A 24,140-nucleotide genomic window follows, 5' to 3' on the forward strand; every position below is an offset into this window, starting at 1 on the left:
ACCCGGACCCCATGACCCAGATGCTGAAAATCGAGATTTCCGACACCATTGCCGTGCTGACGCTGAACCGTCCCGACAAGCGCAACGCCATGTGTGACGCCCTGCTCGACCAGATTGATGCGTTTTTCTCCAACCCGCCCGAGGGCGTGCGCGTGGTGGTTCTGACCGGCACGGCGGGGCATTATTGTTCGGGGCTGGATCTGTCGGAACATGTGGCGCGCAATGCCGAGGGCACGATGCGCCATTCGCGCAACTGGCACGCGGTGATGGATAAAATCCAGTTTTGCGGCCTGCCTGTCGTTTCGGCCATGTTCGGGGCGGTGATCGGGGGCGGTTTGGAAATGGCGGCCTCCACCCATGTGCGCATTGCCGAAAGCTCCACCATTTTTCAACTGCCCGAGGGGATGCGCGGCATCTTTGTGGGCGGCGGGGCGACGGTGCGGGTGGGGCGCATTCTGGGCGCGGACCGGATGACGGAAATGATGCTGACGGGGCGCAAATACAGTGCCGAGGAAGGTCTTGCACTGGGGCTTGCGCATTATTCGGTGGGCGCGGGCGAAGCTTTGCCGCTGGCGATGACGCTGGCGGGCAAGATCGCCAAGAATGCGGCTTTGTCCAATTACATGATGATCAACGCGATTTCGCGGATCAACGATATGTCGAAATCCGACGGTCTGTTTGCCGAAAGCCTCTGTGCGGCGGTGTCCCAGACCAGTCTGGACGCGGAAGAAGGTTTGAAAGCCTTCCTCGAAAAGCGGGTGCCCGTGTTTCGCTGAGGCACCTCTGCTGTTCGCCTTTGGAGGGGGCGGGCGGCGAAAAACCGTTTCACAACTGTCATTTGTCAGGGAGGACAAATATGACGACTGCTACATTTACCCGCCGCGCAATGCTGGCAACCATGGGTGCAACTCTGGCGACGCCTGCGCTTTTGAAACGCGCCAATGCGGCCGAAGTCACGCTGCGCCTGAGCCATTTTTTGCCCGGCGTCGCGCCGATGCAGACCCAGTTTTTCGAACCCTGGGCTCAGGAAATTGTCGAGGCCTCGAACGGGGCCATCGACGTGCAGATTTTCCCCGCGATGCAGCTTGGCGGCAAACCGCCCCAGCTTGCCGACCAGACGCGCCAGGGCATCGTCGATATCGCCTGGACCCTGCCGGTGTACACACCCGACCGTTTCCCCGTGGCCGAAACCATGTCGTTGCCGTTCATGGTGACCCATGCGGAAAAATCCTCCGTGGCGATGCACAGCTTGATGGAAGAATTCGGCGCCGATGAGTACCGCGGTGTCAAACCGCTGGCCTTCCACATGCATGACGGGGGTAAGCTGCACACCCGCGACAAACCGATCACCTCGGTGGCGGATATGCAGGGCGCAAAACTGCGCGCGCCGAACCAGTCCACGGGCGATTTGCTGGCAATGATGGGGGCGGAGACCGTGTTTTTCCCCGTCACCGACATGGTTGTCGGCCTGTCCAACGGCGTGATCGACGGCTGTTGTTTGCCCTTCGAGGTGGTGCCTGCGTTCAAATTGCAAGAGCTTACCAAATTCTCCGCCATGCCGGTGGAGGGGGCGCGTGGGCTTTATGCCAATACCTTCGCGTTGTTGATGAACCAGAAAGCCTATGACGGGCTGTCTGATGATCTGCGCGGGGTGATTGACGCCCATTCGGGGGCCGAGCTGTCGCGTCGTCTTGGCGCGCAATTCGACAAATTCGAAGCGGGCGGCAAGGCCGTGGTCGAAAAGCAGGGCAATACGATCGTGGAAATCCCTGCCGAAGAAATCGCGGCAATGCGCGAAATGGCCGCGCCGATCCATGCGGCCTGGGTCGAGAAACTCAATGCGGCAGGTCATGACGGCCAGGCCATTCTCGATCGTGCCAACGCCTTGTTGGACGCGGGCTGATCATGGCTGAACTGCTTGTCAAAGAAGCGGTTGAGGACATGGGGCAGGGGGGGCACACCCCCCTGTTTCGCGCCCTGCGCCAGCTCTGTGTGGCCAGTGCCGCTTTGGGGGGGCTCACGATTTTTCTCGCCGCCTGCGCGGTCACGGCGTCGGTGGTGATGCGCAATATCGGCGTTGGCGGTATTCGCGGCGATTTCGAGCTGGTTGAACTGACCTGCGCGATCTGTGCCTCGCTGTTCCTGCCGCTGTGCCAGTTCACGCGCGGCCATGTGATGGTCGATCTGTTCACCGGCTGGATGCCTCTGCCGGCGCGGCGCGCGCTGGACGGTGTCTGGATGCTGCTGTTTGGGCTGGTCTGGGCGTTTCTGGCCTGGCGTCTGAGCCACGGGATGCTGGAATTGAAGGATTACGGGGACCGCACGATGTTGCTGCGCGCGCCGATCTGGTGGGTCTATGTGCCCGCCGTCTTTGGCACCGGCCTGTCGGCTGTGGTCGCTGTTTTGACGAGCCTGCCGATGCTGGCGGGCAAGCGGGAGTTCCACTGATGGACGCTTTTACCATTGCCGTCTTGATGACGCTTGCGCTGTTGCTTGCGATTTTTGCACGCGCTCCGATTGCCTTTGCGATGGGCGCGGTGGGGGCCGCGGGCTATATGGTCCTTGCCAGCCCCGGCGCGCTTGTGGCCTATATGTCGACCAGCTGGGTCGATAAATTCATGTCCTACGAATTTGCCATCGTGCCGCTGTTCATCCTGATGGGGCATCTGGCGACGCGCACGGGGATTTCTGCGGCATTGTTCGGCGCGTCGAATGCGTGGATCGGGCATTATCGCGGCGGTTTGGCCATGGCCTCGGTTGCGGGCTGTGCGATGTTTGGCGCAATTTCGGGCTCCTCGCTTGCCACTGCCTCGACCATGGCGCGGGTGGCGTTGCCCGAGATGCGCAAGCACGGCTATTCGGGTGCTCTCTCGGCGGGGTCGCTGGCGGCGGGTGGCACGCTGGGCATTCTCATTCCGCCCTCGGTGGTGCTGATCATCTACGCGCTGCTCACCGAGCAAAACATCGTCAAACTGTTTCTGGCCGCGACTTTGCCCGGCATTCTGGCGGTCGTGGGGTTTTTCATCGCCATCGCGATCTATGTGCGGCTGTTCCCCGAAGAAGGGCCGACCGGCGACAAGGCGGACCTTGCGACGCGCCTGCGCTCGCTGGGGGGGATCTGGCACATCGTCTTGATTTTCGTCGTGGTTCTGGGCGGTATCTACGGTGGTTTTTTCACCCCCGCCGAAGGCGCATCGGTCGGGGTGGTGATGACGCTGGTGATGGGCGTGACAATCGGCGGCCTGACGTTTCGCGGGTTGATCGACTGTCTGATCGACACGGCGGCAAGTTCGGCCATGATCTTTGCCATCGTGTTTGGCGCGGATGTGTTCAACGTGGCGCTGGCGCTTAGCCGGATGCCCGCCGAAGTGGCCCAGTATTTCGCCATGGCCGATATCGCGCCGATGGTGGTGCTGATCGGGATGATCGTGTTCTACCTGATCATGGGCTGCGTGATGGACAGCCTGTCGATGATCCTGCTCACCGTGCCTGTGTTTTTCCCCACCATCATGGCGCTGGATTTCGGCATGATGCCCGAACAACAGGCGATGTGGTTTGGCATTATCACGCTGGTGGTGGTGGAAATGGGGATGATCACGCCGCCTGTCGGGATGAACCTCTTTGTCATCTCGACGATGGCCAGGGACATTGCGACACGCGAGATCTTTCGCGGCGCGGTGCCCTTCATTTGCGCGGAATTCATCCGCATCACCATTCTCGTGGCCTTCCCATGGCTCAGCTACTGGCTGGTGCAGGTGGTGACCTCATGAGTGCGCGCAAAGCCGCAAGCGACGCGGCGCCGGGCACGATCAGCGACACGGTGCTGCGCCAGTTCGTCGGCTACAACATGAAGCGCGCCTATATCAACGTCAGCGCCGACATGAGCGCGACGCTGGAGCCTTTCGGGTTGAAAATCATGACCTTTTCCGCTCTCGCCATCGTGCTGGAGAACCCTGATCTGACCCAGACACAGCTGGGCGGGGCCTTGGGGATCGAACGCTCGGGCGTGGTGGTTCTGGTTGACGAGCTGGAAGAAGCCGATCTGATCGCGCGCAACCGCGTTGCGGGAAACCGTCGCTCCTATGCGCTGCGCGCGACCGTCAAAGGGCAGGCCCTGTGGAAAAAAGTGGAGGCGCGGGTGCGTCTGCACGAGGCCAGATTGCTGGCGAATTTAACGGATGACGACAAGGAAAGCCTGCGGGCGATGCTGCACGGATTGGGCAGCACGGAGGGATCGAGCGATGAAAAATGATGTCACGGGTTTGACGCTGGCCCCGCATTCGGTGCGCCAGACCCTGCGCAACGGGCAGATCTATCTTGGCAGCGGTCATGCATTGGGCCCGGTGGTCGACAAGACCGGCGATTGGCTGCACCACTGGGCGCGCGAGGCCGAGGCGCGGGTGTTTTTGGCCGAACGCGCGGGCGCGGGCTGGCGCGAGGAAAGCTTTGGCGCGGTTCTAAGCCAAGTGCGCCAGATCGCCAGCGCGCTGCTTGCGCGCGGTCTGAACGCGCAAACGCCGATTTGCATTCTGTCGGGCAACGGGGTCGATCACGCGCTGTTGTCCTTTGCGGCGCAATATATCGGCGTGCCCACCGTGCCGATGGCCGAACAATATTCCCTGATCGAGGAGGCGCATGGCCGTCTGGTCTATGTCCTCAACAAGGTCAAACCGGCGATGGTCTTTGTCGATGACGCCGCGCGCTATGCGCGTGCCTTGCAGCGCAGCGAGTTGGAAGGCGTCGAGGTGGTTGCGGTCAAAACCGAGGGTGCGCCGCGCGCGGTTACCCCCTTTTGCGAACTGCTAAAGGGCGATGGCAGCGTCGATCTGAATGCCGCCTACCGTGCCACGGGGCCGGACAGTCTGGCGAAAATCCTGTTCACCTCCGGCTCGTCTTCCGATCCCAAAGGGGTGTTGACGACGCAGCGCATGATGTGCGCCAATCAAGTGCAAATGGCGGGCGTTTTGCCGTTCATTTGCGAACGCGCGCCTAAAATCTGTGACTGGCTGCCGTGGAATCACGTCTTTGGCGGCTCCCATAACGTCAACATGATGCTCGCGCATGGTGGCTCGTTTTACATTGACCACGGCAAGCCGACGAAATCGGGCTTTGCCACGACAATCGAGAACATCAAAGCCCACGCCGGCACGCTGGCTTTCAACGTTCCGGTCGGATTTTCGATGCTCGTGCAGGCGATGGAAAGCGACCTTGACCTGCGCCGCGCCTATTTTAACGACCTCGACATGCTGTTTTACGCAGGGGCCTCCCTGCCCCAGGATGTGTGGACACGGCTTGAGGAAATGGCGCTTGAGGTGCAGGGGCGGTTGCCGCTGATGATCTCGAGCTGGGGCATGACCGAAACGGCGCCCGCAACGGTGATGTTGCACGAGCCCATCGGGCGCTCTGGCGTGATCGGCGTGCCCTTGCCCGGTACCGAAGTCAAACTGATCCCCGATGCGCAGATGCGCTGTGAAATGCGTGTCAAAGGCCCCAATGTCATGCGCGGCTATTTCGATGATCCCGAAAGAAGCGCAGCGGCTTTTGACGAGGAAGGGTTCCTGATCACCGGCGATGCGGTGCGCTTTGTGGACACGCAGGACCCCGACCGCGGGCTGGTCTTTGACGGGCGCGTGTCCGAAGATTTCAAACTGATGACCGGCACCTGGGTGCAGGCCGGACAGCTGCGCGTGGCGGCGATCGAGGCGCTGCGCGGATTGGTGGCGGATGTGGTCGTTTGCGGCCATGATCGCGGCGAGATCGGCCTGTTTGTCTTTCCCAAGGCCGAGGCTGTTCACGACGGGAACACCGCGCAGGGTGCCTGCGTCGATGAGGCGTTGATGGCCGAGATCCACAGGGTCCTGAGCACGCTGGCACGCGGCGCGACGGGCAGTGCCAAGCGGATCAGCCGCGCGCTGGTGCTGGCCGAACCGCCCTCGCTCAAGGACGGGGAAGTGACCGACAAGGGCTCGCTCAACACCCGCAAGATCATCACCCGCCGCGCAGCCTTGCTCGAGCGGCTTTACGACAACGACGATCCGGCGCTGATCCGCGTCTGAGGAGACATAAAATGGTAGATTTCGCCTCCGTGCGCGCGATTGATTTTCACACCCATGCCGAGGAAAGCTGTGGGTGCCACGCCGATGACGGCTATGACGATCTGCAATCGGCGATGGCCAAATATTTCAAGGCGCCGTGGGAACACCCGCCCACGATCGATCAAACGGCGGCTCATTACCGCGCGAAAAACATCGCGGCGGTGATTTTTCCCGTCGATGCCGAACGCGAAACCGGCTATCGGCGCTATTCCAATTACGAGGTCGCAGAGGCGGCAGCACGCCATAGCGACATCCTGATCCCCTTTGCCTCCATCGATCCCGCCAAGGGCAAACTCGGTGCACGTGAGGCGCGCGATCTGGTGGCAAACCACGGCGTTCAGGGGTTCAAATTCCACCCCACGATGCAAGGATTCTACCCCAACGACCGCAACGCCTACACCCTGTATGAGGCGATTGCAGAGACGGGCAAACCGGCGCTGTTTCACACGGGGCAGACCGGCGTGGGCTCGGGGATGCGCGGCGGCAACGGCATGCGGTTGAAATATTCCAACCCGATGTTCATCGACGATGTGGCGGTGGATTTCCCCGACATGCCGATCATCCTCGCGCATCCGTCCTTTCCCTGGCAGGAAGAAGCGCTGTCGGTTGCTACCCATAAGCCCAATGTCTACATCGATCTCTCGGGTTGGTCCCCGAAATATTTCCCCGAAATTCTGGTGCGTTACGCCAACACCATGCTCAAGAAAAAGATGCTCTTCGGCTCGGATTGGCCGATGATCGCGCCGGAAAAATGGCTTGATGCCTTTGATCAGGCACCGTTTCGCGACGAGGTGCGCCCGCTCATTTTGAAAGAAAACGCCATGCGCCTGCTCGGGGTGTCCTGATCCGCGCCCGAGGGTTTTAACGAGGATGCCGCGATGAAAGAATTTTCAGCGCCTGTGGATGATATTGTCTTTAGCCTGACCCATGTCGCGGGCGCGGACCGGCTGGCGGGGTTTGACGCGGCGACCAGCCAGGAGGTGCTGTCGCATTTCGCAAGCTTTGCCGAGGGCGTCCTGGCGCCGCTGAACGCGGTGGGGGACCGGCAGGGCGCGCGGCTTGTAAACGGGCGCGTCGTCATGCCCGACGGCTTTCGCGAGGCCTATGACCAGCTTGTGACAGGGGGGTGGCAGGGGCGCTGCGTGCCCGAAGGCTTTGAGGGCATGGGGCTTGATCCTTTGACGGCGGCGGCGGTGTCGGAAGTGTTTTCGGGGGCCAATCACGCGCTGCAAATGGTCTGCAATCTGGTGCCCGGCGCGGTGTCCACGCTGCGCAGCCATGGCAGCGCGGACCAGCAGGCGCGTTTCATCCCCGCGCTGGCGCGCGGCGAGATGCTGGCGACCATGTGCCTCACCGAGGCGGGGGCAGGGTCGGATTTGAGCCGCATTCGCACGCGCGCGCGCAAAACCGATGCAGGCTGGCAGATCACGGGTGACAAGATTTTCATCTCCGGCGGGGATCAGGACCTGAGCGCGGCGATCTTTCACCTTGTGCTGGCGCGCAGCGGTGCGCCCGACAGCGGGACACGCGGCCTGTCGCTGTTCCTGTGCGACAGTCGCGCCGCAAGGGCAACGATCAGCGTCACGCGGATCGAGGAAAAACTGGGGCTGCATGCCTCCCCCACCTGCCAGCTTGCCTTTGACGCCGCCCCTGCGGAGCTGATCGGTGAGGAGGGCGCGGGGCTGGCGGCGATGTTCACGATGATGAACCACGCGCGTCTGGATGTGGCCCTGCAAGGGGTGGCCCATGCGGCGCGCGCCGCCGATATCGCGCGGAGCTACGCCGCGGCGCGCAGGCAGGGACGGCGCGCGGACGGGTCCGAGGCGGTGCTGGCCGATCACGCCGATGTGGCGCGGATGCTTGATACGCAGGACACGCTGGCCATTGGCGCGCGGGCCATGTGCCACATCGCGCTTGTCGAACTGGCGGTGGGGGAGCGCCCCGATCTGGCCGATTTCCTCACCCCCCTGTGCAAGATTTTCGCCACTCAGGCGGGGAGTCGAAGCGCCGATCTGGGCCTGCAAGTGCTTGGCGGGTATGGCTATCTGGAAGAATACGGGCTGTCTCAGGTTTGGCGCGACGCGCGGATCACGGCGATCTACGAGGGCGCGAATGGCATTCAGGCGCTGACCACGGCCAGCCGCAACCTGCGGCGCGGGCAGGGCGCTGCGCATTTCCTCGATCTGATCGCACAGCTCGCAGGGGAGGGTTGCGCAGCGCAACGCGACGCATGGCGGGCGTTTATGGCACAGGTTCAGGCCGTCGATGACCCCAGCCCGTTTGCCCATGATTTTGCCCAGATGACGGCGGATCTGTTTTTCCGCGCGGTCTGGGTGAAGATTGCGCAGGTGGCCGATCGGTCTCTTGATGGGGCCAAGCTGCACCATCTGGCGCAGCGGCTTGCAACGACGCAGCCCCGCGGCGCGATGCCCGAGTTCTGAGCCGCGCGCACAAGCTACGTCCAAAACGCATGGCGGGCATTGGAAAGCGGCATTGGTGGTTGGGCGCCGTTACCGCTATCACAGGGTCAGACAGAGGCGACCGCGACATGGGCGGTCAACAGACCAAAGGATGTCCCACATGGCGACCCTGACCCAAACAGCGACCACAACCACCGGCTTTGCAACAGGTTTTGCGGGCTTTAGCGCCCGTTTCAAAGCGGCCTTTGCGCAATACCGCACCCTGCAGGCCTTCAACGAATTGTCCGACCGCGAGTTGGCCGATCTTGGCCTGACCCGTGCGACATTGCGCGAGTCGGTCCGCGCGATGTGCTAAGGCGCAATCAGCACCACAGACACGGCCCCGTCAGGTTTCTGGCGGGGTTTTTTCGTGCCTGCCCCTTGCGCTTGGGGGGCGGGAGGCGTTGGATGCGGCAAAATGCGATCTGCGAAGGAAACGAGATGGATAGCCTGTTGTTTGCCGCCAAACCTGCGGTCACCCTTGCGAGCGCGCGCGGTGCGTTTCCGGTGCACCGTGTCTTTTGTGTCGGGCGCAACTATGCCGCCCATGCGCAGGAAATGGGCCATGAGGTGGACCGCGAGGCGCCGTTCTATTTCATGAAGGATGCCAGTTCGGTCGTGGCCTCGGGCCAGACCCTGCCCTTTCCCCCCGCCACGCAGGATTTCCATCACGAAATGGAATTGGTCGTCGCCCTTGGCGCTCCCGCGTTCCAGATCAGCGCGGCCGAGGCGCAGGCCTGTGTCTGGGGCTATGCCTGCGGGTTGGATATGACGCGGCGCGATCTTCAGGCGCAGGCCAAAGACAAGCGCCGCTCGTGGGATCTGGGCAAGAATTTCGAACACTCCGCTGTGATCGCACCGCTGACAGAGGCCAGCGCGTTTGGCCCGCTGGGCGATCAGACCATCAGCCTGTCGGTCAATGACAGCCTGCGTCAAACGGCGCGGCTGGCGGATATGATTTGGTCGGTCCCCGACATCATCGCGGATTTGTCGCGCTTCTATCACCTTCAGGCGGGGGATCTGATCATGACGGGCACGCCTGCGGGGGTGGGCCGCGTGCAACCGGGGGATCGGCTTGAGGGGCGGATTGACGGGCTTGCGCCGCTTAGCCTGCGCTATGCGCGCGCCTAGACCGCTGCCCCGGTACCGTTGCCCCGGTGTAAAACAGGCAGGGGCGCGCCGGAAACGTGGCGCCCCTGCGTTGAACGGGGTGACAAGCGCGACCTGCGCTTTGCCATCTCTTGCAGACCGGAGGAATTGCCCACCATGATATCTTGCCACCTTGTGCCGCTGAAAACCCTGTCACGCGGGGTTGTGACCCTTTTGATCGGGGCGACGCTTGCCTTGCCCGCCGTTGCCCAAATCAAGGGACCGGCCGAGCTTGCGGTCGTACCCCCCGTTATCAGCTGCGCCGCCTTGATGGATGTGGACATGACGGCCATTGGTGGCGAAGGCAGCGCGATCACCGCCGCCAAAGAGGGCACGTCGGGCGATGTGGCGGTTTGCGCCGTCGAGGGGACGCTTGCGCCGCAAATCAATTTCGAGGTGGTTCTGCCGCTCGAGACCTGGACGCAGCGCTATTTGCAGGTCGGATGCGGGGGGCTGTGCGGCTCGATTACCCTGCGCTCGGGCGCGTCCAACGACTGCGCGATCCTCAACGATGGCGGCTTCGTGATGGCGGCGACCGACATGGGGCATAGCGGCGGCTTTAGCGACGATGGCAGCTGGGGCGAGAACACCGACCAGCGCAAGGATTTTGCCTATCTTGCCCAGCACCTGACCGCAAAAGCCGCAAAGCTTTTGATTGCCAATTTCTACGGTCAGGCGCAGGCGTATGCCTATTTCAACGGCTGCTCGGACGGGGGACGCGAAGCCCTGATGGAAGCGATGCGCTTTCCCGAAGATTTCGACGGTGTGATCGCCGGTGCGCCGGCGATGTTGTTTCAGGTGCAAAACACACTTTACCACGGCTGGCAGGCCGATGCGAACACCGATGAAAACGGTCAGATCATCCTGCTTTCGGATCGGTTGCCGATCCTGCATGACGCGGTGGTTGCGGCCTGTGACCCTGTGGACGGGGCCACGGACGGGTTGATTTCCGACCCCAGCGCCTGTCTCTTCGATCTCGATACGATCACCTGCGCCGCGGGGGCCAGTGACACCTCCGCCTGCCTGACACCTGCCGAGGCGGATGTTGCGCGCCGCTTTTACGAGGGGCCGATTGATGCGACAACGGGGGCGCATCTGACCGCCGGTCAGCCCCAATACGGGTCTGAACTGAACTGGGCCGGTGTCTATGTGGCCGACAGTCGCGATGGCGCGCTCATGAGCACGATGGCCGCGACGCCCGTGATCAAATATCTCGCCTTCGATCCCGCGCGCCCCGATGCGACGCTCGCGGATTTCGACTTTAGCGAAGAGACCCTCAACGATCTGCGCGCGCGTCACACGCTGTATGATGCCACCAATACCGACCTGTCGCGTTTTGAAGCGGCGGGGGGCAAGTTGATCCTGTGGCACGGGTTGGCCGATCCCCACATCTCGCCGGCCAATACGCTGGCGCTGCACAGCGGCATGATCGCGCAGATGGGCGCCGAGACGGTCGATGGCTTCGAGCGCCTCTACCTGTTGCCCGGTGTCGGCCACTGCGGCAATGGCGAGGGACCAAGCAATCTGGACCTGCTGACGCCGATGATGGCTTGGGTGGAAAACGGCACCGCGCCGCAGGCCGTGATGACGACCTCCTCCAGCACGACCACCAGCTTTGGCGCGCCGCAATTTGCAGGCTCTGAACCGACGGGCGACGCCGCGCCCAAGGGGGCGTTGAAACAAGCGGCGTCGCGCTTGCCCGACATGACCCGCCCCGTTTACCCCTATCCGTTCACAGCGGTCTGGGACGGCAGCGGCGATGTCTATGACGCCGCGCATTGGTCCCAAGGCGAGGCGGCGCAAATCGTGCATCTGCGCGACTGGCCGGGGGCAGATTTCTTTGCACCCTATGCGTTCACCGACGAGTGATCCTTTGTCGCAGCCGCGACCGCTCGGGGCTGCGACATCTATTCGGGGCGCAGATCCAGGCGGTTTTCATCGTCGATGACGCCAAGTTCTGCGCTTGGGCTGTGCCAGTCCCAAAGCACCAGATTGAGCGGTGGCGCGGTCTGTCCGCTGCCGCCGCTGCGCGCGAAACTGCGCACCAGAAGGCCCGCAAAACCTGCGCGCCTCAACGCGCGCGCAAGGTCCTGCGTGGGCACAGGGCGCTGGTCAAGCATGGCGCTGCGCCAATCCGCGGCCCCCAGATCGGCCTCCCCGAGCCCGTAGTGCGACAGGGCGGCGCGATCACGTGTGTCGAAAACCGGCCCGATATCAGCGCGATAGGCAACCAGTGTTGTGGGTTGCAAATCCCCGACCTGATTGGCCTCGCGCAGGGCCGTCGCCGGATCGAGCGCGGTATAGAGCGCCGCCATCCCTTTGGGGTTGAACCGCCCGCCGTAGCGTTCTGCGCCGCGCCCCGAAAGGGGCGTGCGGGCGTAGACGGGGTTGAGGGCGCGATAGAGCGTGCCGCGAAACCGCCCCTCGGACAGCGGATCACCAGGCGGGGATGGCGGGGGCATCAGGCAAAGACACCGGCATCCACAGCGTCAATATACTCAAGCACTTGCTGGGCTTTTCCGTCCTGCACAAGCTGCATGGCCGTGCGCCCGTCAAACCCTGCAAGCGGCTCGGAGCGATACCACGCATAGGCCATCAGCTGCGAGCCAAAGCGCGGCTGAACCTTGTTGAGCACCTCGACCAGTTCGCGCAGGCGGCGTTGGGTTTTGTCGGATTCGATCCGTGTGCGCCGTTGCAGCGCATCCTTGCCAAGACCGACGGTCATTGCCACTTCCTCGGAAGAGGTGCGCAGCAAGCCGGCGATCTTTTTGGGGTCAAACAGCGTGCCATCGGAAAAATCGGTAATCATCGCCCGCCCTTTCATCGGTGGATTTCACTCTACATAGCGTGAAATCCACTGAATTTCAAGGGCGCGCGGGCGGGCGCTGTGGTCTAGCCCCCAAAGCCCGTGCGCGTGCCCGCCGCGCTGCCAAACCCGCCGCGCGAGGTGGCCGTGGCGCGCGACATCGGCGGCTTGCCCGCCGTGGCCGCGGGGCGGGTGAATTGCGATGCGCTAAGGTTGGCCTTGCCGGAATTGCTGGAAAAACTGGTCGTGCGGGCGGCATTGGTAAACCCGCCCTGACCGTTTTTATAGAGCGGCTGGCTGGCCGCGACCCCCGCGCCGCCCCGCCCGCCAAGCATATTGCCCATCAGATACCCGGCCATGAGCGGCATGAAAATGCTGCCCGATCCGCCCTGTGTGGCGGCGGCTTCGGTGCCACAGGCGTCAACGCCGTGCTGTTCCTGACAGACTTCAAGGCTGTCGTAGCGCGGGGCGGCCTCGACATGCAGCGTTTCGGCCTCTGCAAAGGCGGTTTCGCAGTCGCTGCTGGAAAACAGCCCCCCCATATTGGCCGCTTCGGTGCAGCTTTGCAGATCGGGAAAGGCTTCGGCGTCGACAGGTTCGTCGCGGCAGCCTGCAAGGGTGAAAGCGGCAGCGCCCAAAATGGTCAGCGCAACGCGGCTGGAACGTTTGGTCATTGAATTGGCCTTTGTATCAGTGGGTTGTGCGATCAGTTGTCCGCAGTGATGACATGGGGTTTGAAGCGCGACAGGTCTTGGGTGATGCGTGATTCATCCTCGCGGATGCCGATCCCTGCGCAGGCCTGCCCGACGATCCAGGCGCCGATGACGGGGCGAAACCCGTCAAACTGCGGCAAGGGCGCATAGGCCTGGATCACGCGGGGGTGCTCGGCGTAGGCGGTATTCGAAGCCCGCTCAAGCATCGCCCCGTCCTGAAAAATTTCCACCGACGCGCCTTCGCGCGACAGGATTGGCTTGCGCACATGCCCCGCTGAAAGCTGGTGCGCTGCGCGCTCGAAGGCGGCGGCCACCTGCGGTGCGGGCGCGCCGTGACCGGCGAGGGCCGCCTCGATGTCGCATTCGAAAAACGCGGGCAGCAGGTTGGGGTGGCCTTCGAACATCTCCCACAGCACCGCCAGCAGGCCCTTGTTGGACAGGACAGCTTTCCAGGCGGGTTCAAGAAACAGGCAGTTGGAAGTGGCGATGTGGTCGGCATAGGCGTCGCGCAGCAGGTCTTCCCAAGGGTAGAGTTTGAACAAGACCCCCATCACGCGGTCCTCGTCGTCCAGAAACTGGCCATCCTTGCTGAGCGCGATTTTGTCGAGATCGCAGTAATGCGCGCCCAGACCCGCCTCGCGCGCCGCCCAGCCAAGCGCCTCCACGGTGGCGTAATCTTCGGGGTTGTTTGCCACAGCGGTGAAATGGAGATCACTTTGCGCAGGAAACAGGTCCTTGAACCGCGCCACCAGCGCCTCATGCAGCCCGTTGAACTGGTCGCTGCCTTGGGGCAGGACGCCAGCGGCGATCTGATCCTCCAGCCACTGCCATTGAAAGGCGGCAGTTTCATAGAGAGATGTCGGCGTATCGGCGTTATATTCCAACAGCTTGGCAGGGCCATGCCCGTCATAGGCCAGATCGAACCGACCGTAGATTTCGGGGTCCTCACGGTGCCAGCTTGCCGCTACCAGATCGCGATGCGCGGGGGGAATCGCAAGCCGGTCCAGCAATTCCTCGCTGGTCACGATCCGGGCGACGGCCTCGCGGCACATTGCGTGCAATTGGGTGGCGGGGTCTTCGATATCGTCTTCGATCTGCGCCAGCGAAAAGGCATAGGCGGAGGTTTCGTCCCAATAGGGCGCGCCGTGCATATCGGCAAAGGTGAACCCGACCTCTTGGGCGTGGTCGCGCCAATGTGGCCGTTCGGCCAGCGTGATTTTTTCCATGCGTTGTGTCGCCTCCCCAAAGCTCCGCCTGCCTTTGGATGCTTTTAGGGGGTTTGGGACAAAGAAACCAGATGCCTGTGGCGGGGGCCCGTCGCTGGGGCCGTCGCTGGGTTCCGTCGCGCAAATATCTCATGTCCCAATGTGCATCTTTGCACCCTTGGCCTGCATCTCAACCCTTGTGGCGCAGGCGCGAAGATGAAATTAAACGTTTAGTTCATTTGAGCCGGACGTTGTCTTGGAAAGACAGGGATGACGGTCTTTCGGCTCGGTGTCGCTTTGTCTGACCTCGATGGGACCTGATATGACCGATAATACTTCCCCCCCTTCACGGCCACTTGTCTGGCTGATGATCCTGTTCGGAGCGCTCGTCGCGCTTGTCGGACTAGGGCTTGCCGGTGGCGGTGCGATGCTGATCGCGCGCGACGGCAGCTGGTACTACCTTCTCGTGGGGCTCGCGCTGATCGCCTCTGGTGTTCAAATCGCGCGCGGCGCGCCCTCGGGGGCGGTGATCTACCTCATCGCTTTCGCGCTGACGGTCATTTGGGCCTTTTGGGAAGCGGGCCTTGATTTCTGGGCGCTGCATGCGCGGATTTTCACCTTCCTCTGTGCGCTTGTCGCCGTTCTGGCGCTGCATCCGCTGACGCTGAGACGCGCAGGACGTCCTGCCTTGTCGGGTGCGATGCTGGGCCTTGCGGCGGTCGCCCTTGTGGCGGTGGTCGGCATGGGCTGGGGCATGTTCATCCCCCACGGTCAGCATAATTTCGACGTGGCCGCAGGCACGACGCCCGCGCCCGCCGATGCGCCCAAAGACTGGCGCAGCTACGGTGCGAATGGCGATGAAAACCGCTTTGCCGCGCTTGACCAGATTACGCCTGAAACGGTGCAAGACCTTGAAGTTGCGTGGACATTCCACACAGGTGACACGCCCGTCAGCCCCAATGGTGGCGGCGCAGAGGACCAAGGCACCCCCTTGCAGGTCGGCACGGACCTGTTTTTCTGCACCCCCAACAATACGGTGATTTCGATCAACGCCACCAGCGGTGTCGAAAACTGGCGCCATGACTTCCCGACCGAAACGCGCACCTGGGTGCGCTGTCGCGGGATGGCCTATTTCGATGCCACCGCGCCCCTGCCCACGCCGAGCCTGCCCGGCGCAACGCCCGTGACACCCGTGACATTGCCCGAAGGTGAAAGCTGCGAGCGTCGCATTTTCATGAACACGATTGATGCGGTTCTTGTGGCGCTGGATGCGGACACCGGTGCGCTCTGTGCCGGATTTGGCACCGATGGGACGGTCGATCTCAAACAGGGGTTGGGCGATGCGCAAGCGCCGCTCTATTCCCTGACCTCGCCGCCGACGCTGGCAGGGACCACCGTGGTTGTGGGCGGTCGTGTGGCCGACAACGTGGCGCTTGATATGCCCGGCGGTGTGATGCGTGGCTTTGACGTGATTACCGGCGACATGAAATGGGCCTTTGATCCGGGCAATCCGTCGGATCGCGACGCGCCGGCAGGCCAAAGTGCCTATACCCGCTCGACTCCCAACGTCTGGGCGCCGATGACCTATGATGCTGACAGCAACACGGTCTTCATGCCCGTGGGCAACGCGGCGATTGACCTTTGGGGCGTCGAGCGCACCCCCGAGGACGAAAAATACGGGGCCTCGATGCTGGCGCTGGATGCGACCACCGGCAACGAGAAATGGGTGTACCAGACCGTGCACCACGATCTGTGGGACTTCGACGTACCGATGCAGCCGACGCTGATCGACTTCAAGGGCACGCCGGCGCTGGTGTTTGGCACCAAAGCGGGGCAGGTGTTTGTGCTGGACCGCCTCACAGGGCAGCCCTTGACGGAGGTCCAAGAGGTGGCGGTGAAAGCGGCGACCATTCCCGATGAGAAATATTCCCTCACCCAACCCAAATCCGTGGGCATGCCGCAGATCGGTGCCGAGCTTTTGAGCGAGGCGGACATGTGGGGGGCGACGCCGTTCGACCAGCTCATGTGCCGCATTATTTTCAAGGGCTACCGCTACGAGGGGCTGTTTACCGCGCCCGACACCGATGTGTCGCTGTCCTTTCCCGGGTCGCTGGGCGGGATGAACTGGGGCGGTCTGTCCTATGATCCGACCGCAAACACCATTTTCATCAACGACATGCGTCTGGGCCTCTGGGTGCAGATGTCCGAGCAGGAAGCGGGCGCTGCCGCCTCGAACGGTTCGGAAGCGGTCAACACGGTGATGGGCGGCGTTCCGCTGAAGGGCACGCCCTATTCGGTGAACAAGAACCGCTTTCTCTCGCCGCTCGGGATTCCCTGTCAGGAACCGCCCTTCGGCACGCTGACGGCAATCGACATGGACAGCCAGAGCGTTGCCTGGGAAGCGCCGCTGGGCACGGTTCAGGACACGGTTCTGTTCGGGATGAAAATGCGTCTGCCGATGCCTGTGGGGATGCCCACGATCGGGGGCTCGCTCGCGACCCAGGGCGGCCTGATTTTCTTCGCCGCCACGCAGGATTACTACCTGCGCGCCTTTGACAGCGCGACCGGCAAGGAAGTCTGGAAAGCGCGCATGCCCGTCGGCTCGCAAGGGACGCCGATTTCCTACATCAGCGAGGAAGACGGCCGTCAGTATATCGTGATTTCGGCAGGCGGCGCACGCCAATCGCCCGATCGCGGCGATGACCTGATCGCCTACGCTTTGCCCGAAAGCTAGGCGTCCACAAAAGATCGGGTTGGCCGTCCCAAAGGGCGGCCAGCCCGTTTGGCTTTGCCCTCAGCCCTGACGGGCGCGCGGCACGCCGCGGTCGTCTTGCGAGGACGCAGGGGGCGCGCCTGTACTGTCGCGCACCACCAGGGTGACGGCCATCACCGTTTCGCCAAGCTCCTGTCCGCCAAGTTCCTGTCGGGGCGTGTCGAGCAATTCACACACCATCTGAGCGGCCCGTTGCCCCATCGCGAAACGCGGTTGGCGGATCGTGGTCAGCGCGGGGTGCAGATAGGCCATGCCCTCCACATCGTCAAAGCCGATGACCGACACGTCCTGCGGGACGCGCAGGCCGTTGCGCATCACTTCGCCGATGAAACCACAGGCGAGCACATCGGTTGCGCAAAACACCCCCGTCGGCCTGTCGCGCAGGCCCATCCACTCGCGCGCCGCGCTCTGGCCAAACGCAAACCCGAGCGGGCCGCTGGTGGTCCAGGTCACGCGGGCGCGGGCGTCTTCCCCCCCCATAACCCCGGCAAGGCGCGCCGCACTCGTGTAGCTTTGGGGGCCGTTTACAAAGCCGATCCGGCGGTGGCCCAAGGCCACCAGATGCGCCACGGCCTGCGCTGCGGCCTCGGCGTTGCGGATGCTGACGCGCGGGTTTTGCGCGGGGTCGGGACCTTCGCCGATTTCAACAACGGGCGGGGCCTGACCATCGGCGCGCCAGGCGGTGAGCAGCGCGGGCGCAAGACTGCCTGCGGTGACCACAAGCGCATCGGCGCGGCGTTTGTCGAAATAGGGCCGGGCCAGCCGCTCGGCCTCCTGCCCTGCGGCGGTGTCGACGGTCACCAGCGTGTAGGGCGTATCGGCAAAGCCCGCCGCGAGGCCGCTCAGGATGTCGGGATAATAGGGGTTGGCGATATTGGGAATAAAGGCGGCGATGGTGCCGGTGCGTTGCTTGCGAAAGTTGCTGGCCGCGTGGTTGAAGCGATAGCCCGTTTCCTGCACCGCCGCCTGCACGATATCGCGGGTGTGTCGGGACACTTTGTCGGGCCGCGTGAGGGTGCGGCTGACGGTCGAGGTCGACACACCGGCAACGCGCGCCACGTCTTTGATGCGCACTGAATTGTCCTGCATGGCCTGCTCCGCTGGATGTCTTTGGCGCGCAAACCATAGGGCAGCGCGGGGCACTGTGCAATCGGTTGCAAAAACCTGTTGCAATGCAATTTTGCCTGTGGCATCGCTTGTGACATCAGCACTGCAACCGATTGCATGACCCGTATATCGCCCAAAAGACGCTTTTCGGGCGGGCGCGGGGCACTCCCCTGCGCTCGATTGACAGCGAAAGACACCGGCCGAATGGCGCTGATTTCGGCCAGACCCACAGGGAGACACCTATGAAAACCGTCGGTATCGGCCTTATTGGCTGCGGGAATATTTCCGACACCTACCTCAAGGGGATCGCCGAATTCGACATTCTCGACCTGCGCGGCATTGGCGATCTCAACGCCGATCTGGCGGTGGCCAAGGCGCAGGATTGCGGCGTGAGGGCGCGCAGCCTCGAGGATATCTACGCAGATCCCGACATCGAGATTATCGTCAACCTCACGATCCCCAAGGCCCATGCGGCGGTTGCCACACAGAGCCTGATGGCGGGCAAACATGCCTATTCGGAGAAACCGCTGGCGGTCAGCTTTGCGCAGGGCAAGGCGCTGGTCGAGACGGCGGCGCAGCGGGGTCTGCGCATCGGCGCAGCGCCCGACACGTTCTTTGGCGGGGCGCATCAGGCCGCGCGCGCGATCGTGGATGCCGGCACGCTTGGCCCCTTGGTGGGCGGCACGGCGTTCTTCATGTGCCCCGGACACGAGCGCTGGCATCCGAACCCCGATTTCTACTACCAGAAGGGGGGTGGCCCGCTGTTGGATATGGCGCCCTATTACATCACCGATCTGGTGAATCTGTGCGGCCCTGTCGCGCGGGTGACGGGGGTTGCGACCCTGCCGCGCACCGAGCGCCTCATCACCAGCGCGCCGCGCAAGGGCGAGCGTATCGCCGTCGAGGTCGCGACCCATATTTCGGCTTTGCTGGAATTTGCCAACGGGGCGGTGATCACCCTGACCACCAGCTTTGATGTCGCGGGTCACAAACATAGCCCGCTCGAGGTCTACGGCACTGAGGCCACGCTTTTGGTGCCCGATCCAAACGGCTTTGGCGGCGCGGTCCAACTCATTGAAAAGGGTGGTGAATTTCGCGATGTCGCGATTGATTTGCCTTATAGCGATGGCAACTACCGCGCGATCGGCGTGGCGGATATGGCCTATGCTATTCGCAATGATCGCCCCCATCGCGCCAGCGGCGATTTGGCCCTGCATGTGCTGGAGGTGATGGAAGCCATCATGGAGTCCTCTGAACGCGGCGCGGCTGTGACCCTGACCACGACCACCGCGCGCCCAGAGGCACTGGCGGGCGATCTGGTCAATATGAAACTTGCGAAATAGGGAGAAAGACCATGCAAAAAGCACTGATTGTGTGGGGCGGATGGGAGGGCCATGAACCGCAGGCCTGCGCGCGGATTGTTGAGGATATTCTCATCGGGCTGGGCTTTGAGGTCCGTGTCGAGGAAGGTGTCCAGGCCCTTGGTGAAACGGATCTGAGCGACCTCAGCCTGCTTGTGCCGATCGTGACCATGGGCAAGATGAGCCGCGAGATGGGCCAGACTGTGAGCAAGGCGATCGCCAGCGGTGTCGGGCTTGCGGGGTTTCACGGCGGGATTGGCGACAGCTTTCGCGACTGCAGCGAATTCCAGTATATCGTTGGCGGCCAGTTTGTCGCCCATCCGGGCAATGTGATCACCTATGACGTCAATATCACCCGGCCAGACGATCCCGTCATGCAGGGCATCAGCGATTTCACCTATACCTCCGAGCAATATTACCTGCATGTCGATCCCGCCATCGAGGTGTTGGCCACGACCACCTTCAGCGGTGCGCATGACCCTTGGACGGCGGGCACGGTGATGCCGGTCGCGTGGAAAAAGCGCTTTGGCGCGGGGCGGGTGTTTTACTCGGCGCTGGGGCATAAGGCGGCGGAATTCGATCACCCGCAAATGCGCCGCCTGTTTACCCAAGGGGCGGCTTGGGCGGCGCGCTAGGCGCGCCGCGGCCCCCAGACTGTGCAAGGTGGGGCTGTGCAAGGTGGGGCGGCGCGCGGTGTTACGCCAGCGCCGCCGCCTCTGCACAGAGGGTTTCCAGATCGCTTTGATCCAGCGGCACGCCGGGGAATTGCGCCAGCATCGCAAGCGGGTTGATGTAGACCGTGTTGCGTCCGGCAGGATCGCTCAACAGATCGCCCGCGCGGCCCTTCACACCGCCCCGACTTGCAAAGAGCGCCTCGATGCGCGGGCCCATCACGGGGTGCTGCATCCACTCGCCAAACAGCGACCAAGGCGTCAACACCACGGGCAGTGCTTCGCCGTGAAGCTCGGTTTCGCAGGTCAGACGCAGGTCGCGCGAGGAGGCGCCGACGTGCAGGGTCATCGGCCCGCCCGCAAAGACCCAGCGTTTGAGGCCGCTGTGCCAATGCCCCAGATGCGCGCGTTTGACGGGGATGCTGACGGCGCAGGACTCCCCCGCCTCCAGGTGGACTTTTTGCCAGCCACGCAGCTCGCGCGGGGGTGTTTGATAGGCGGTGCTGGGGTCGCTTGCGTAGAGCTGGACGACCTCGCTGCCCGCGCGCGCCCCGCTGTTGCGCAGGGTCAGGCGGGCGACAAAGGCGATGTCGTCGTCACTGGCGCGAACGTCGATTTCAAGCTCCTCGTAGTCAAAGCTGGTGTAGGACAGCCCGTGCCCGAAGGGGTAGTCAACGGCAAGGTCGCGCGCATCATACCAGCGATAGCCGATGTGCAGGCCCTCGCTGTGGCGCACATGGCGGTGCTCGCCGGGGAAATCGAGAAAGGCGGGCGTGTCCTGAAGGCGCCGGGGGATGGTTTGCGCAAGCCGTCCGGCGGGGGGCACATCGCCCAGCAACACATCGGCGACCGTTTCACCATGGGCCTGACCGCTGAGCCAGAATTCCACGATGGCCTGTGCCGTATCGCGCCATTGCGTGCTGCGCACAACGGCCCCGTTCGCCAGAGAAACGACGAGGGGCGTGTCGCAGTCGGCCAGCGCTGCGAGCAGGGTAAGCTGTTGATCTGGCAAGTCAATATGGGTGCGGTCGCTGCCTTCGGCCTCGGCGGCATCGGTGAGACCGGAAAAGAGCAGCACGATGTCAGCGTCGCGGGCCACCTGTAGGGCCTCTGTGATCAGCGCCGCATCGGCGGGGCCGTTTTGCAAGCCGTAGGCGGGGGCGAAGGCCACCTGCGCCCCGCTTTGCGCGAGGCGCTCGCGCAGCACATCGAGCGGCGCCACGACCCTGCGGGGATGAACGCGCGAGCTGCCGGAACCCTGGATGCGCGGCGTGCGGGCCAGTTCGCCCAGAATGGCGACTTTGGGATATCTGGCGGGGTCGAGCGGCAGAACCCCGTCGTTTTTCAACAACACGCTGGACTCGGCGGCCGCGCGGCGCACCAGCGCGTGATGGGCCTCGACATCGGGGGGCACATCGGTGTCGCGCGGGCGGGTGCGCTCGGCCAAACGTGTGGTGTTGGCGATGACACGGTCCAGATCGCCCTCAGCGATCTCGCCCCTGGCATGGGCGGCGATCAGGCGGTCATCCAGCGCGCCGCCGGGCATGCGCAGATCCATTCCCGCCTTAAGCGCGGCAACGGGGTCATAAACCCCGCCCCAATCGGAGATCACCAGACCGTCAAACCCCCATTCCTCGCGCAAGACCTGCGTCAGCAGCCACGGATCCTGGGAGGCGTGCAACCCGTTGATGCGGTTGTAGGAGGTCATGATCGACCACGCCCCCGAGGCCTCCAGCGCCAGTTGGAAGTTGCGCAGGTAAAGTTCGCGCAGGCTGCGTTCGTCGATATCGGCGCTGATGCGGTTGCGGTCGCCTTCCTGGGAATTGGCGGCGAAATGTTTCAGGCAGGCGCCGACGCCGACGCTTTGAATGCCGCGCGCCGAGGCCCCCGCCAGCAACCCCGACAGCATCGGGTCTTCGGAGTAATATTCGAAATTGCGCCCGCACAGGGGGCTGCGTTTCAAATTCAGCCCCGGCCCCAGCACCACATCGACCCCCGCCGCCCGTGCCTCGCGTCCCAGGGCGGCGCCGACCTCTTCGATCAGCGCCGCGTCCCATGAGGAGGCCAGCGTGACGGCGGGGGGAAAACAGGTGGCCGGCGCACTGCGTTCAAGTCCGAGGTGGTCGGGGTTTTCGTCGTCCTGCACCCGCAGCCCATGCGGCCCGTCGGCAAAGCGCAGGGCGCGCAACCCGATCTCGGGCGCGGCCTGCGTGGTCCAGTAATCGCGCCCACGCGCGAAGGTCAGTTTGGCGGCGATGGGGTCTGGCGGGGTGGCGGTGGAATCGGTCATGGCGGTCCTGTGGCTGTACAAGGCGAAAAGGCTAGTGGGCAAACAGCCCGTCAAAATCGGCAAAGCCCTTGATTTCAATCGGGTTCCCGGCGGGATCAAAGAAGAACATCGTGCGTTGTTCGCCCGGCTCGCCTTCAAAGCGCACGACAGGGGGAATGTCGAAAGCAACCTGCGCCTGTTGCAGGCGCGCCGCCAGAGCGCGCCAGTCGTCCAGCGGCAGGACCGCGCCCAGGTGGGGCATCATCACCATATGATCGCCAACCTTGCCCGTGCGCGTGACGGTGAAAGGCGTGCCAAGGTGCAGCGACAATTGATGACCGAAAAAGTCGAAATCGACCCAGGTTTCGGCGCTGCGACCTTCGGTGCAACCCAAGATCCGACCGTAGAAGTCGCGGGCGGCCTCAAGGTCGGTGACATGATAGGCGAGGTGAAAAGCAGAGCGCATGATGGTCCTCTTGCGGTTGATACCGCTTCGGGATGCGCGCAAATTGAGCAGTAAACAAGCAGGCGTTTTCCCGACCGCGCCAAGGTCCGCGCCGTGGCACCTGTGCGCCAATCAAGCGGTTTTTAATTTATTTCAATGTGTTAATGGCTAAACGGGCGGACAGGTGGGGCCCCGCCGCTCGCGATTTATAACTTAATTGTATTTTTCTATAATTTACATTTGCTCGATTTATGTATCGACCCGTGGCTATCTAGGATCACGAAGACAGCGGGCATTTTGCTGCCTGTCGCAACGCAAGAAAGACATCCCATGCCCCAGCCCAGACCCATGTTGGAGATCCGCTCGCTTGAAAAGCGCTTCGACGAGATCGAAGTCCTGCGTTCGATTGATCTGGAGGTTCATCGCGGCGAGCTGGTGTTTGTGATCGGCCCCTCGGGGTCGGGGAAATCGACGATGCTGCGGTGCTGTAACCGCCTCGAAGAACCGACATCTGGCGCGATTTTCATCGAGGACCGCCGCATCACCGATATCCCGCGCAAAGATCTGGATGCCATGCGCCAGCAGGTGGGCATGGTGTTTCAATCCTTCAATCTTTATCCCCATATGAGTGTGCTGAAAAACGTGGTGCTTGCGCAAAAATACGCGCTCAAACGCAACCGCGCCGCGGCCGAAGAAAAGGCGATGGCCCTGCTGGAACAGGTCGGTCTTGCCCATAAAGCCCAGGCCATGCCAAGCGAGTTGTCGGGGGGGCAACAACAGCGGGTCGCGATTGCCCGCGCTTTGGCGCTCGACCCCAAAGTGATGCTGTTTGACGAGCCGACCTCGGCGCTTGATCCCGAACTGGTGGGCTCTGTGCTGAAGGTGATGAAGGACATGAAAGAGCAGGGGATGACCATGCTGGTTGTCAGCCACGAAATGGCCTTCGCGCGCGAGGCCGCGGACCGCGTGGTGTTTATGGACGGCGGTGTGGTCGTCGAACAAGGCCCCCCCGAGGAGATCTTTGGCAATCCCAAATCCAGCCGCCTGCGCGAATTCCTGTCGCATGTGTCCTGACCGCTTCCAACGG

The 24,140-nt window shown here is 63.0% G+C and carries 22 protein-coding genes; 15 read left to right on the forward strand and 7 right to left on the reverse strand.

The genetic code is table 11. The features are described 5' to 3' along the window. The first annotated feature begins 20 nt into the window (after positions 1 to 20). The 11 genes from AQS8620_RS03785 (at position 21) to AQS8620_RS03835 (ending at position 11,572) form a co-directional block, all read left to right on the forward strand. Positions 21 to 776, forward strand: a complete 756-nt coding sequence (locus AQS8620_RS03785; RefSeq protein WP_370737876.1) for a crotonase/enoyl-CoA hydratase family protein — start codon at positions 21 to 23, stop codon at positions 774 to 776. 80 nt (positions 777 to 856) lie between these two features. Continuing rightward, positions 857 to 1,903 carry a TRAP transporter substrate-binding protein gene (locus tag AQS8620_RS03790; RefSeq protein WP_085835517.1) on the forward strand — a complete coding sequence of 349 codons (1,047 nt, stop codon included), beginning with the start codon at positions 857 to 859 and terminating at the stop codon, positions 1,901 to 1,903. A gap of 2 nt (positions 1,904 to 1,905) precedes the next feature. Beyond that, positions 1,906 to 2,448, forward strand: a complete 543-nt coding sequence (locus tag AQS8620_RS03795) for a TRAP transporter small permease (protein WP_085835518.1) — start codon at positions 1,906 to 1,908, stop codon at positions 2,446 to 2,448. Then, positions 2,448 to 3,770, forward strand: coding sequence for a TRAP transporter large permease (locus AQS8620_RS03800; protein WP_085835519.1), 1,323 nt, complete (start codon positions 2,448 to 2,450; stop codon positions 3,768 to 3,770). Before AQS8620_RS03795 ends, AQS8620_RS03800 begins: the two co-directional genes overlap by 1 nt. Continuing rightward, positions 3,767 to 4,252 (forward strand): MarR family winged helix-turn-helix transcriptional regulator, encoded by a 486-nt coding sequence (locus AQS8620_RS03805; protein WP_085835520.1) that lies wholly within the window; start codon positions 3,767 to 3,769, stop codon positions 4,250 to 4,252. Before AQS8620_RS03800 ends, AQS8620_RS03805 begins: the two co-directional genes overlap by 4 nt. After that, positions 4,242 to 6,056 (forward strand): feruloyl-CoA synthase, encoded by a 1,815-nt coding sequence (locus AQS8620_RS03810; protein ID WP_143267405.1) that lies wholly within the window; start codon positions 4,242 to 4,244, stop codon positions 6,054 to 6,056. The genes AQS8620_RS03805 and AQS8620_RS03810 overlap by 11 nt, the downstream gene beginning before the upstream one ends. An 11-nt stretch (positions 6,057 to 6,067) precedes the next feature. Continuing rightward, positions 6,068 to 6,940, forward strand: a complete 873-nt coding sequence (locus tag AQS8620_RS03815) for an amidohydrolase family protein (RefSeq protein ID WP_085835522.1) — start codon at positions 6,068 to 6,070, stop codon at positions 6,938 to 6,940. Positions 6,941 to 6,973: 33 nt separating this feature from the next. Next, on the forward strand, positions 6,974 to 8,536 hold the full coding sequence (locus AQS8620_RS03820) for an acyl-CoA dehydrogenase family protein (RefSeq protein ID WP_085835523.1): 1,563 nt from the start codon (positions 6,974 to 6,976) through the stop codon (positions 8,534 to 8,536). Positions 8,537 to 8,675: 139 nt separating this feature from the next. Continuing rightward, positions 8,676 to 8,870, forward strand: a complete 195-nt coding sequence (locus tag AQS8620_RS16810) for a YjiS-like domain-containing protein (RefSeq protein ID WP_143267406.1) — start codon at positions 8,676 to 8,678, stop codon at positions 8,868 to 8,870. A 125-nt stretch (positions 8,871 to 8,995) separates the two neighbouring features. Next, positions 8,996 to 9,685, forward strand: coding sequence for a fumarylacetoacetate hydrolase family protein (locus tag AQS8620_RS03830; protein WP_085835637.1), 690 nt, complete (start codon positions 8,996 to 8,998; stop codon positions 9,683 to 9,685). Between the two features lie 135 nt (positions 9,686 to 9,820). After that, positions 9,821 to 11,572, forward strand: a complete 1,752-nt coding sequence (locus AQS8620_RS03835) for a tannase/feruloyl esterase family alpha/beta hydrolase (RefSeq protein WP_085835525.1) — start codon at positions 9,821 to 9,823, stop codon at positions 11,570 to 11,572. A 38-nt stretch (positions 11,573 to 11,610) separates the two neighbouring features. Here AQS8620_RS03835 and AQS8620_RS03840 read toward each other — a convergent pair whose 3' ends face one another. The 4 genes from AQS8620_RS03840 to AQS8620_RS03855 all read right to left on the reverse strand — a co-directional run bounded on the left by AQS8620_RS03840 (position 11,611) and on the right by AQS8620_RS03855 (position 14,448). Continuing rightward, positions 11,611 to 12,165, reverse strand: coding sequence for an RES family NAD+ phosphorylase (locus AQS8620_RS03840; protein ID WP_085835526.1), 555 nt, complete (start codon positions 12,163 to 12,165; stop codon positions 11,611 to 11,613). Then, the gene (locus tag AQS8620_RS03845) at positions 12,165 to 12,512 is read right to left on the reverse strand and encodes an MbcA/ParS/Xre antitoxin family protein (protein WP_085835638.1); all 348 of its coding nucleotides are present in this window, start codon (positions 12,510 to 12,512) and stop codon (positions 12,165 to 12,167) included. Before AQS8620_RS03845 ends, AQS8620_RS03840 begins: the two co-directional genes overlap by 1 nt. A gap of 83 nt (positions 12,513 to 12,595) precedes the next feature. After that, positions 12,596 to 13,183, reverse strand: a complete 588-nt coding sequence (locus AQS8620_RS03850; RefSeq protein ID WP_085835527.1) for a DUF1190 domain-containing protein — start codon at positions 13,181 to 13,183, stop codon at positions 12,596 to 12,598. A gap of 32 nt (positions 13,184 to 13,215) precedes the next feature. Continuing rightward, the gene (locus AQS8620_RS03855) at positions 13,216 to 14,448 is read right to left on the reverse strand and encodes a glutathionylspermidine synthase family protein (protein ID WP_085835528.1); all 1,233 of its coding nucleotides are present in this window, start codon (positions 14,446 to 14,448) and stop codon (positions 13,216 to 13,218) included. A 301-nt stretch (positions 14,449 to 14,749) separates the two neighbouring features. On the opposite strand from AQS8620_RS03855, the gene AQS8620_RS03860 reads away from it, so the two are divergent. Next, the gene (locus AQS8620_RS03860) at positions 14,750 to 17,161 is read left to right on the forward strand and encodes a membrane-bound PQQ-dependent dehydrogenase, glucose/quinate/shikimate family (RefSeq protein WP_200809587.1); all 2,412 of its coding nucleotides are present in this window, start codon (positions 14,750 to 14,752) and stop codon (positions 17,159 to 17,161) included. Positions 17,162 to 17,221: 60 nt separating this feature from the next. Here AQS8620_RS03860 and AQS8620_RS03865 read toward each other — a convergent pair whose 3' ends face one another. Further along, positions 17,222 to 18,289, reverse strand: a complete 1,068-nt coding sequence (locus AQS8620_RS03865) for a LacI family DNA-binding transcriptional regulator (RefSeq protein ID WP_085835530.1) — start codon at positions 18,287 to 18,289, stop codon at positions 17,222 to 17,224. A gap of 260 nt (positions 18,290 to 18,549) precedes the next feature. On the opposite strand from AQS8620_RS03865, the gene AQS8620_RS03870 reads away from it, so the two are divergent. Continuing rightward, a complete protein-coding gene (locus AQS8620_RS03870; protein ID WP_085835531.1) occupies positions 18,550 to 19,650 on the forward strand; it encodes a Gfo/Idh/MocA family protein in 1,101 nt (366 codons plus the stop codon). Between the two features lie 11 nt (positions 19,651 to 19,661). Next, on the forward strand, positions 19,662 to 20,303 hold the full coding sequence (locus AQS8620_RS03875; RefSeq protein ID WP_085835532.1) for a ThuA domain-containing protein: 642 nt from the start codon (positions 19,662 to 19,664) through the stop codon (positions 20,301 to 20,303). A 61-nt stretch (positions 20,304 to 20,364) separates the two neighbouring features. Here AQS8620_RS03875 and AQS8620_RS03880 read toward each other — a convergent pair whose 3' ends face one another. Continuing rightward, the gene (locus AQS8620_RS03880; protein WP_085835533.1) at positions 20,365 to 22,629 is read right to left on the reverse strand and encodes a glycoside hydrolase family 3 C-terminal domain-containing protein; all 2,265 of its coding nucleotides are present in this window, start codon (positions 22,627 to 22,629) and stop codon (positions 20,365 to 20,367) included. 31 nt (positions 22,630 to 22,660) lie between these two features. Then, positions 22,661 to 23,074 carry a VOC family protein gene (locus tag AQS8620_RS03885; protein ID WP_085835534.1) on the reverse strand — a complete coding sequence of 138 codons (414 nt, stop codon included), beginning with the start codon at positions 23,072 to 23,074 and terminating at the stop codon, positions 22,661 to 22,663. A gap of 327 nt (positions 23,075 to 23,401) precedes the next feature. Here AQS8620_RS03885 and AQS8620_RS03890 point away from each other — a divergent pair, with 327 nt between their 5' ends. Continuing rightward, a complete protein-coding gene (locus tag AQS8620_RS03890) occupies positions 23,402 to 24,127 on the forward strand; it encodes an amino acid ABC transporter ATP-binding protein (RefSeq protein WP_085835535.1) in 726 nt (241 codons plus the stop codon). Positions 24,128 to 24,140 lie beyond the last annotated feature (13 nt).

This window comes from Aquimixticola soesokkakensis, assembly GCF_900172375.1.
GTDB lineage: Bacteria > Pseudomonadota > Alphaproteobacteria > Rhodobacterales > Rhodobacteraceae > Aquimixticola > Aquimixticola soesokkakensis.